Origin of the sequence: Finegoldia magna (assembly GCF_002243175.1) — a bacterium.
Taxonomy (GTDB): Bacteria; Bacillota; Clostridia; order Tissierellales; family Peptoniphilaceae; genus Finegoldia; species Finegoldia magna_J.
This window is the reverse complement of record NZ_NDYF01000017.1, coordinates 185,858-194,206: the sequence shown is the minus strand read 5'-3', so window position 1 is coordinate 194,206 and position 8,349 is coordinate 185,858. Positions and strand designations below refer to the sequence as shown.

Below are 8,349 nucleotides of genomic sequence, written 5' to 3'. Positions count from 1 at the left end.
TCAGGCGTAACTATTTTATCATAGGAGGTTGTATTTTGCTTGAAGCTAAAGCTAATGTCTTCCACCTGCATAGCAGGTGGTTTTTTATTTCGCTCACTTCGTTCGCTCAACACACTTAAGTGTACAAAAAAAAGAGATTTTATAAAAAAATCTCTCCTATATTTAAATCTTCAATTGTTCCGTCGTTGTATTTTACTTTCAAGCTAAAATCGTCATTGATATTCATTGCAGTAGCTGGAATATAATCTCCGTTTTTGTGTACTTTGATTTCATTACCAATGAACGTAGCTTTCTTTCGATATTTTTCAACCAAACTATCCCTATCCTCGCTCCAAAATTCTAGGAAATTCTGCATTATTTTTATTACCAATTCTTCTCTTTTATCTGAGTCTTTTTTCTCTTCAATAAATCCAGCCGTATCTTTAATATCCTCTGGAAAATCAGATTTGTAGACGTTAATTCCAACACCAACCACAATATCGTGGCAGATATTTTTCTCCACCTTGCATTCTGTGAGTATGCCGCAGATTTTCTTACCGTCAAGTAGAATATCATTGACCCATTTAATCGACGTATTCACGCCAAAAATTTCGTCAATTGCATAGCTTACAGCAATTCCCATAATTGGTGTGATGAATTGCGATTGTTGGAATGTCATTTCTTCATTTACTAAATACGAAAAATACAATCCATTTTCAGGCGAGAAGAATTTCCTTCCGTAGCGTCCCTTGCCTTTTGATTGTGAAAATGCAATCATCAACGTATCGTCTTGCTTTTCATTCAGAATTTCATCATTTGTTGAAGTGACTTCCTTTTTAAAAATCACCTTATTTATTCCAGTTTGTTCTTTGATTTTTTCCGTATCCATTAACCTTCATCCCATCTATCCCATTTTTTACGTTCTTTTTTGTTCATTTCCTTGTCGTCATCTTCTAGTCTTTGCTTCAAAACAGCGATAATTTCATCCTTTTTATCTGGAATTACAGACGTCACAGCCACTGCCTTAGTCTTGTGAGTTCCATTGTAGATGCATCTTATATTCAAATTTTCCACAAGCATTATCTCCTCAATGATTTGCTGTCTGATGGACACTCTTTTGAAATCGTGATTTCTCACGTTTTCTACAAGCTTTGCATTCTTGAACAAAACCAAATTCACAACAACAATTTCAAACGGATTCACCTTGTTCAGAAACTCTGCAGTCTTCATTATATGTTCACATGAATGTGCTTCTCCACCAAGACCAAGCATAATGTATGTGGAATATTTTATTCCCAGATTATCGAGTCTGTGAAGTGCCGTCAATTGTTCTTGTGATGTGACACCTTTTTTATGATAAGAAAGCACCCAATCACTTCCCGACTCAATTCCCACACAAATACGATCAAGCCCCAGATTTTTAAGCTCCAACAATTCTTCATCAGTTTTCCTGAGAATATCATCACTTCTGGAAAAACACGACACGTATTTCATATTTGGAAAATTCTTTCTGATTTCTTTCAAAATCTCCGTCAAATAATCATTATTCAAACACAAGGCGTTACCCTCCAAAAGCGTGAACTTTTTCGGAGTAAACCTCTTGTCCTCATAAAAAATTTTCCTATCTCGTATATATTTTTTCACATCTTCAATGTCAAAAACCTTGAACCTTTTTCCAACATTCAAATCACAGTAGATGCATTTGCCGTAAGAACAACCAACCGTTACGGGAATCATTTCATTGTGCATTTCGGGCATCGGAGTGTACATATATCTATCGTAAAATCCGTCAATCATTTAATCACCTTTGTTTGATATTTTACAAGTATTATAACACAAGATGTGTTTGCAATATGAATTTGTGTGTATCTAATTTTACCAAATAAAAAACCGGACACTAAGTGCCCGGCAAATTTTCAACTAATACTCCAAGTTAGGCATATCTGATTTTGAATCGTCCATTTCCAAATATTGTTCAGCTCTGTATCCTAACACTGAAGCCACCAAAGAACTTGGGAATTGTTTAACTTTTCTGTTATAAATAGTAACAGTGTCATTAAATACCATTCTCGATGTTCTTACTGTGTTTTCGTATTTATTTATACTTTGCATTGTTTCCTTGTAAGTTTCTGAAGCCTTTAAATCAGGATAGTTTTCTGCTAATGCGTTAATTCTTCCCGACAGATTTCTTAGGATTTCTTCATTATTTTCGATTCCTTTGACATCGTTTGATGATTGTCTCTTAGATATAACTTCCATCAAAGTTTTATATTCGTATTCAGAATAACTTTTTGTCGCCTTTGCAAGTTCTGTCAAAGCGTCAAATCTTGATTGTTGGCTTACTTTGATTTGTGAAAAAGCATTAGCGATATTTTCCTTAGCCATTACAAGACTTCTCTGAGTTGCAATAAAATATACAGCAATTATCACAACTAATGCAATCAATATTCCTAGTGTTACCATAATTTCCTCCTTAAAACTTATCTTCCGCCGCCGCCAGATCCGCCGCCTGAGAATCCGCCACCGCCGCCAATTGATGCTCCACCACCATATCCAGCACTTGATTGTGAGTTTGCAATTGCACTACTGTAAGTGTTATTTGAAAAGTGGTTTAGATACCAATAACTTGTGTAAATATCTCTATCGAAACTTCCGAACGTGTAATCTGGATAAAACTTTTTGAACTGTCTCAAAGTCTCTTCGCCCTTTCCAAACAACGTCGCTCCTATTAAAACCTCATCCCATAACGCTACTTCTAACGGTTCACGCTCATTAATCAGAGTAAAATCTTTTAAAAATCTCTCAAAAGCAGGAATTAACGCTGCCTCCTTAAGTCCTTTTTGAGTGTATGAATATTTTCTGAACATTCCGCGTGAATTTTCAATATATTCATTATCTAATAAAAACTTATTTCCATCTTTTTCAATAGATTTAATAATATTTTCCAAAAACTCTTCGTCATCCTTCAGAAAATCCTTATATTCTTTTTCAGTCAGAGTCACGTCATCTCCTGATGCTTCTTGTAAACTTGAAAATAACAATTGTTCGTAATCGCTATTGAACTCAGGTTCTTTGAGAATCTGTATATTATATTTTTCGATATCTCTGCGTAATATGGCTGACTTTTCATGTGAAGTTGTAAAATCAATATTGCCATCTCTTAACCACACCAAAAGCGTTGCAGACAAAATATTTTCAACCATATTTTCTTTTCCATTATATGCATAAAAATTTGCCATTAAATTCTTTTCAAAAGGAATCTCCCTGTGATATTGTGGGTTTTTTCTATCAACTTTGCCGACATTTTTGATATTCTTGTTCCTATTTGGATTAACTATCGCAAATATTCCTAAAGATACACCAATTACGCCCATTACAGCAGTAAATACACCAAAAATTTTATCAATAATGCTTGTAGGAGTTCCGCCTTTATCGTAAACTCCACCGTTCTTGTAATCATCATACGAATAATCAGACCCTTCAAAAGCCTTATTAACCAAAGTATCAATGCTCTTGTTCGAAGTATGATTTGGGCTAATAATTCCCTTATTCAAGGATAACATAATGTTCATATAGTTAGATGAATCAAATTTTTTTGCTTTGGCAACAATCTTGCCATTTTCTAAATTGACATTACCATCATAACCAAATCCCCACACCTTAGCATTATCCTTGTTTAATTTCCCATCATATAGGCTAATCTTCAAACTAACCTTATCAGGCGAAGGATCCATCTGATCATTTACAAATCTTATATTAAAACCATCATAATCATTAAAAGATGTCACAGCATTTTTAAATTTATAACGAATCGTGTAAGTCTTATCCTTAAACTCAGTCTTACCAAAGCATAATTCAATACCATCTGACGTCTGATTTATCCCGTATTTTCTAGCTTTTTCGCTAAAATTCGAATCCACATTCCACGGATTCATACGTCCATACGGACCCTTTTCATCGGAAACCGTAAAATCCTCAATCTGCATATGATTTAGATTTTGCATAGGAATAAAAAATTCCGTACCAGAATCTGGATTTGCCTTCCACACCTGCGTAATAGAAATAGAACCATCCTTTTCTATCACAGCATTAGTATCGATAGAATCTATAGAATCAGCAAGAGAAACCTTAGAAGTCACAAGCATTATAAGAAACGCAATTATTAAAATTCCCCTTAACCTTAATCTCTTCATCTAACACCTCCTCTTTATTATTATATAATTACCCAAATATTCAAAAGTTATATAAAAAACTTGTAAAATTTACTTAATACTCAATAAATCGTATTATCAAAGTTTACACAAAAAAAGAGCTCCACTAAGAGCTCTCATTATATCAAACTATTTTACTTCTTCTGCGCTTTCCCATAAACCGTGGATATTGCAATAACTTAATGCAAATACCTTACCTGGTTTTGTAGATTTTACATAAGCGTGAGCGTGTGGTTTAGTGAATACTTCGCCTTCGCCGTGAGCTGCTGCTTGGTAAGAAGCTACTTCTACTGGGAATTTTTCTCCTTCTGGTTGGAAGAATACTTTAATCCATGCAATGTGGTGTTCGAAAGTGTTTGGGTGTTCGATTTCTTCACCTACAATTGCGCATACTTTGAATCCGTCGTCTTTTTTATCAATATGAATAACTGGAACGTGTTTTTCTGCTTTCCAATCTCCAGATTGAACTGTTTCTGTTAATTTAGCCATTAATATTACCCCCTATAAAATTTCTTACAAAGTATTTATACCCCAAATACACTAAACTAATCATTAATTACATCTGGGTTTAGTTCTTCAAGTCGGTTAATATTTTTATTCAAAAGCATCATCACACAAATGATTAATAAAATTGTTCCACAAATCACAAATAACAGCCCAATTCCTCTGCCATTTCCAACTCCAATTATTTTTGCTATGAAAGTGTCAGACAATTTGCCTCCCTTTACTAAAAGTGGATTGAACACATTATCCGCCAAAAATCCAGCCAAAATAATCGCTATAGGTGTGATAATCTTCATTAGACAATCTACCAGTGAGCCCACTCTTCCAAGCATTTTAGTCTCTATTTTCAATTGCATCAGTGAACCGAAAGTTCCATTCGCATAAGGAGTAGGAATCATAAACAAGAAAAATCCCACAGCAATAACAATCCAGCTGTAATTTATCCCCATTACTATCAATCCAATTGAACAAATTATTAAACTAAGGAAAATCGATCTTACCTTGTTTTTTTCGCTTGGAATTGCACCAGAAATTACTCCACCTAACACCATTGCAATTCCCGACACAGAATTCACAAGTCCGTAAATTTTTGTGTCATAATTACTCATTACCAACGGACCAACCAATACCATTGCAATATTAGCCACAAAATTCAAAATTGAAAACACGACTATTATTTGTATAAATCCTTGCTTTTGTTTTAACACTTCAAAAGCTATTTTCAAATCACTAACAATTGTCTTGGTAAAATTAGATTCCTTAACTTCTTCTATTTCTTGCTCGATTTTTTGTGGTAAAATCGTCAAAATAGCCACGAAGAAAGTTACAAAATCAATTGCAAACAATCCCGTCAATCCTATAAATGGAAATAACGCACCTGCAATCAACGGAGCAAGCATATTTTGAATTGCTCTGATAAGTTGCATAAACCCATTCGCTCTTGGAATGTCCTTCTTCTCAACCAAAAGTGGAATCGTTGCGTTGAATGCAGGATTTTGAAATGTTCCTAAAGTTTGCGACAAGAAAGTCAATGGATACACCATCCATACCTTCATGTGATTTGTTACAAGCAAAATCATAAGTATTACTTTAAGTACTGCATCCAGAGAATCTGTTACCACTATAATATGTTTTCGTTGTTTTCTGTCTGCCATTGATCCTGCAAATGGCGCAAATATAATTCCCGGTAAAATTTGAACTAAAAACGTCATCGCAAAAGTCGTGGCGCTTTTTGTCATCATGAAAATCCACAACGATAATCCAAATGATGAAATCCCCGACCCAAGCATAGACACAAATTGCCCAAACCATACCACCATAAATTTTTTAAATTTTTCGTTCATTAGAATCCCCTATACTGTAATTTCATTCTTGCTTTTTTCATAAAATGATACGCCACAGCATATAAAAGTATCAAATTCAACACAATTTTCTTCATATCTGCTTGATTTCCCACAATTATTTTTCTGATTTCTTGTGTTATTGTGAGTTTATAGCCAAATATCAAAAACGCTGTTGTGATAAATCCAGTAAATGATGCTACACGTTCGTAAATTAATGTAAGTGCCATGAATAAGAAGAACACACCATACATTAGAATTAATGAAAAGATTATCGCTAGTATTAAATTAGGCTTGAATTGTATTATCCCATTCAATCCATTTCCCGATAAAAATATTACAATCGCAAACAAAATCACCGCTTTTACTAACCAAACGATGCTTCTTTTGAAATAAATCATAGTGATGCTGGTTCTAGATGAAATCATATTAATCAGCCCGTCGCTTTTGATTTCAAATTCTATTGATTTGACGAGTTCAAATAACACTGTTTGTAACAAATACCATATCAAAAAATACGTGAACGATTCGTTGTTCCAATTATCCGTTGATTTTAGCATAAATGAAACGCCCGCAAGCATGATAATATCCGATATTAGCTTTGAGAAATATTCGATTTTATAGTTTTTGTTTTCATCGATGTATTTTCGTAATTCTCCGTATTTATATCCCATACAAATTACCTCTTTTCATGCTTGTTTGAATGTTTTTATCGTATGAAATTTTGACCAAAACGGACAATACAACAGCTTGTATCAAAAGCTGTATTATCAAATCATATCTCACATTATTCAGTTGTAATTGTGTAAAGATTTCACGAGCATTGTTAAATGGGAACAATATTTTGTTGATAAGTACAAGTGCTTTGTTGTTGACTTTTACGGTAATATCTCCGAAAAACAACATATAAGTTTCTGCCAAGGCGACAAAACTTCCCAACCTTTTGTAAAGTAGTGTGAAACTTGATAAGAATGTTCCCAGTTGATAAAGTATGAACACAGACACAACCATCACCAAAATTATTATAGGAATGTGGTTGAATTTCGAATAATCAAAGTTTACTGATACAAATATCAGTGTGAATATCACTATTACTTTTATCGTATTCATCAAAAATTCCACTAAATTTCTGTACAAAACAACTGATAGTATCCCTGTTTTTGATTGGACAATTGATATCAGTGTTCTGTCTGTTATTTCGTTTTGTATCAAAAACGTTGGTGATTCAATCGCATAAGTCGCATAATACCACAATATCATCATCAAAAACACGATTTCTTTTTCTTTTACAAACAGTCCATCTATGATGAAAAGTGACATCAAAAGCACTGCGATGTTTGCAAATATGACGTTGAATTTATATTTTTTGATTTCTGAGAAATCTCTGTTAAATTCCAATAACAATTTATTAAACATTTGAAATCACCCTGAAGTACACATCTTCTGCCGTCAAAGATTCTTTTCTCATACTTATAATGTCACAGTTTTTCAGTAGAAATTCCTTCTCAGCTTCGTCGTAAACTGACAATATAATTGAATTATCGGTAAATTCGTATTTCGTTTTCTTCAAATTATCTAGTAGATTTCTGTTGGTGTTTTCTATTTCAATAATGTCTTTTTGTAAGTCTTTTGAATCAAACAACTGTTTGGATGGTTTATCCAGTACGATTTTCCCTTCATTTATTAGAATTAATCTGGAGTTGATGTTTTTCATAAATGATAGGTCGTGACTTGTGAAGATGACTGTCTTTTGGTCTTCAACTGCTATTTTGTGTAGGAAATTCAACAAAATATTCATGCTATTGATGTCCAATCCATTTGTAGGTTCATCTAGGCAAATTATGTCGGGATTGGTTAGAAGTGTGACTATTAGTGAAAGTTTTTGACGATTTCCTTGCGATAATTCTGATACTTTTTTGTCCTTGAATTCTGTAAAATCGAGTTTGTTCATCAAATTATGCACTTCATTTTCATTGTAATTGACGTGGTTTAGTCCGAGAAAATACATGATGTTTTCAGTGGCTGTTAAATAATCGTAATATCCTCCACCACTTTCAAGCACAAGTTTGGTGTGTTCTCTGATTTTAGAGTTTTTGTTGGATATATTATCAACTCTGCATTCTCCTTGATCTTGGTACAATAATCCACACAAAATCTTAATTAATGTGCTTTTACCGGATCCGTTTTTCCCGATAATTGAAACTATTTCGCCCTTTTCTATTTGTAAATTCTCAACGTCAAGTACAGTATTTCCGTCGAATGATTTTTTAATATTATTAAATTGTATATACATTTGTTGCCTCTTATCTATGTAA

9 protein-coding genes are annotated in these 8,349 nt (G+C 33.5%); all 9 read right to left on the bottom strand.

Annotated elements, in window-relative coordinates; translation table 11 throughout:
• Positions 1–139 precede the first annotated feature (139 nt).
• The gene (locus B9N53_RS09045) at positions 140–868 is read right to left on the bottom strand and encodes a biotin--[acetyl-CoA-carboxylase] ligase (protein ID WP_094204627.1); all 729 of its coding nucleotides are present in this window, start codon (positions 866–868) and stop codon (positions 140–142) included.
• Positions 868–1,776 carry a radical SAM protein gene (locus B9N53_RS09040; RefSeq protein WP_094204626.1) on the bottom strand — a complete coding sequence of 303 codons (909 nt, stop codon included), beginning with the start codon at positions 1,774–1,776 and terminating at the stop codon, positions 868–870. Before B9N53_RS09040 ends, B9N53_RS09045 begins: the two co-directional genes overlap by 1 nt.
• A gap of 123 nt (positions 1,777–1,899) precedes the next feature.
• Positions 1,900–2,442 (bottom strand): LemA family protein, encoded by a 543-nt coding sequence (locus tag B9N53_RS09035; RefSeq protein WP_094204625.1) that lies wholly within the window; start codon positions 2,440–2,442, stop codon positions 1,900–1,902.
• A gap of 17 nt (positions 2,443–2,459) precedes the next feature.
• Complete coding sequence (locus B9N53_RS09030; RefSeq protein ID WP_094204624.1) at positions 2,460–4,172, bottom strand: DUF2207 family protein; 1,713 nt, start codon at positions 4,170–4,172, stop codon at positions 2,460–2,462.
• 147 nt (positions 4,173–4,319) lie between these two features.
• Positions 4,320–4,679, bottom strand: a complete 360-nt coding sequence (locus B9N53_RS09025; RefSeq protein ID WP_002835885.1) for a desulfoferrodoxin family protein — start codon at positions 4,677–4,679, stop codon at positions 4,320–4,322.
• A 56-nt stretch (positions 4,680–4,735) separates the two neighbouring features.
• Positions 4,736–6,037 (bottom strand): MFS transporter, encoded by a 1,302-nt coding sequence (locus tag B9N53_RS09020; RefSeq protein ID WP_094204623.1) that lies wholly within the window; start codon positions 6,035–6,037, stop codon positions 4,736–4,738.
• Entirely contained in the window at positions 6,037–6,708 is a 672-nt protein-coding gene (locus B9N53_RS09015; protein ID WP_094204622.1) for an antibiotic ABC transporter permease, read from the bottom strand. The genes B9N53_RS09020 and B9N53_RS09015 overlap by 1 nt, the downstream gene beginning before the upstream one ends.
• Positions 6,698–7,450, bottom strand: a complete 753-nt coding sequence (locus B9N53_RS09010) for an antibiotic ABC transporter permease (protein WP_094204621.1) — start codon at positions 7,448–7,450, stop codon at positions 6,698–6,700. The genes B9N53_RS09015 and B9N53_RS09010 overlap by 11 nt, the downstream gene beginning before the upstream one ends.
• Positions 7,443–8,327: an ABC transporter ATP-binding protein gene (locus B9N53_RS09005; RefSeq protein ID WP_094204620.1), complete on the bottom strand. Its 885-nt coding sequence runs from the start codon at positions 8,325–8,327 to the stop codon at positions 7,443–7,445. The genes B9N53_RS09010 and B9N53_RS09005 overlap by 8 nt, the downstream gene beginning before the upstream one ends.
• Positions 8,328–8,349 lie beyond the last annotated feature (22 nt).